Genomic DNA, 2,113 nt, shown 5'->3' with positions numbered 1-2,113 from the left:
AGCCAGGCCTGGGCCCGATGCTTGTCGTGCTGGCGCCGATCACCACCAACATCGCCTCGCCTGCCGGCACATGGATCAGGATGGAGGTGTCCGTCGTCTATGACGGGCCGCAGCCACAGGCAATGTCGGATGACATCCACCAGGATCTTCTGGCCCTGGTGCGCACCTTGAAGATGCATCAGATCGAGGGCGCCAGCGGCTACCAGCACCTGAAGGCCGATCTTGAGGAACGCGCCTCGATCCGCAGCCAGGGTCACGCCAAGCAGATTCTTATCAGGACATTGCTGCTCGAATGAGAAAGTTCCTTCTCGCCACGGCGATGATCGCGGCCGCAACGTCCGTCGCGACGGCGCAGCAACTCGATCTCGGCGGTATCGGCAAGGCCGACGGCACCACCGTAGGCTACATCATCCAGATGTTCGGCCTGCTGACCGTTCTGTCGGTGGCGCCAGGCCTGCTGATCATGGTGACCAGCTTCACCCGTTTCGTCATCGCCTTCTCGATCCTGCGCGCCGGCATCGGCTTGCAGTCGACACCGGCAAACCTCATCCTGATTTCGCTGTCGCTGTTCATGACTTTCTATGTCATGGCGCCGACCTTCGATCAGGCCTGGAACACCGGCGTCAAGCCGCTGATGGACAACCAGATTACCCAGACCGAAGCCTTCGACAAGATTTCGGACCCGTTCCGCACCTTCATGCTGCACAATGTGCGTGACAAGGATTTCGACCTCTTCGCCGACCTTGCCCGCGAGCGCGGACAGACCGTTTCGCGTGACACCGTCGACCTGCGCATCCTGGTGCCGGCCTTCATGATCTCGGAGATCCGGCGCGGTTTCGAGATCGGCTTCCTGATCGTGCTGCCATTCCTCGTCATCGACCTGATCGTCGCCACCATCACCATGGCGATGGGCATGATGATGCTGCCGCCGACAGTGGTGTCGCTGCCGTTCAAGATCCTGTTCTTCGTCCTGATCGACGGCTGGAACCTGCTTGTCGGCAGCTTGGTGCGCTCCTTCAACTGACCCTGCGGCGCCGGCTCGAAATCCCAGCAATATATTTTCGATTAACCGTCCGGTTTAGCCCTTTGGTAGGGACTTGCCCGCATATTCGCTCGCAGATGGCGGGTGATCGATTTTGAGAGATCATGGGCATGATGCCGCACCGTCATACCGGTAGAGCCGGTATGTAAAAAATACCTGTAAAATCAAGGTCCGAGTACCATGTCCAGCATCATGACGAACAGCGCCGCATTGACGGCCCTGCAGAGCCTCAACGCCACCAGCAAATCCCTCACCGACACCCAGGCCCGCATCTCGACCGGCTACAAGGTCTCGCAGGCTTCGGACAACGCCGCTTACTGGTCGATCGCCACCACGATGCGCTCCGACAACCAGGCAATGTCCACCGTTTCGGACGCTCTCGGCCTCGGCGCCTCTAAGGTCGACACAGCCTATACCGGCATGAGTAGCGCGATCGATACGATCAACCAGATCAAGACCAAGCTGGTCGCGTCCTACGGCCAGACGGACGCCTCCAAAGAAAAGACCCAGGTCGAAATCGCCGCCCTTCAGAACCAGTTGAAGGCCTACGCCGATGGCGCCACCTTCTCCGGCACCAACATGCTTTCGGTGTCCACTGCGACAGGCACCGCGGCCGACGTGAAGATTGTTTCGGCCTTCAACCGCGACGCGACCGGCGCGGCTTCGATCTCGACGATCGATGTCAATGTGGAAAGCATCAAGCTGTACGATGCCGGCGCGGCACCAACCGCCAAGGGTATTCTCGACACGGCCCGCCTCGGCACCACGGGCGCTGCTGTTGCCACGGCCTCGGCACCGACGTTGGGCGCTGCCGCAGCGGTTACCGACACCTATTCGGTTGCCTCGCTGACTATCTTCTCGGGTGGCACGGCCGCCAGCGATAGCCAGATCGCGCAGCAGATGAACGTCGTCGATGCCGCGCTCAAGGCCATGACCAACGCCGCCACCACGCTCGGCGCCGCCAAGAGCAGTATCGACCTGCAGAAGACCTTCACCTCGAACCTGATGGACTCCATCGATCGCGGCGCCGGCCAGCTCGCCGATGCCGACATGAACAAGGAATCGACCCGC

The 2,113-nt window shown here is 60.9% G+C and carries 3 protein-coding genes; all 3 read left to right on the top strand.

All coding sequences use genetic code 11. The features are described from left to right. The coding region (locus EN984_RS32265; RefSeq protein ID WP_164765812.1) for a flagellar basal body-associated FliL family protein at positions 1–296 on the top strand (296 nt) is incomplete at its 5' end. After that, positions 293–1,024, top strand: a complete 732-nt coding sequence (gene fliP / locus EN984_RS32260; RefSeq protein ID WP_127271437.1) for a flagellar type III secretion system pore protein FliP — start codon at positions 293–295, stop codon at positions 1,022–1,024. The genes EN984_RS32265 and fliP, both read left to right, overlap by 4 nt. Positions 1,025–1,222: 198 nt before the next feature. Further along, a partial coding sequence (locus EN984_RS32255; RefSeq protein WP_127384249.1) for a flagellin occupies positions 1,223–2,113 on the top strand: 891 nt, incomplete at its 3' end.

Origin of the sequence: Mesorhizobium sp. M7A.F.Ca.CA.004.12.1.1 (assembly GCF_003997835.1) — a bacterium.
Lineage (GTDB): Bacteria > Pseudomonadota > Alphaproteobacteria > Rhizobiales > Rhizobiaceae > Mesorhizobium.
This window is presented reverse-complemented; position numbering and strand designations above follow the sequence as displayed.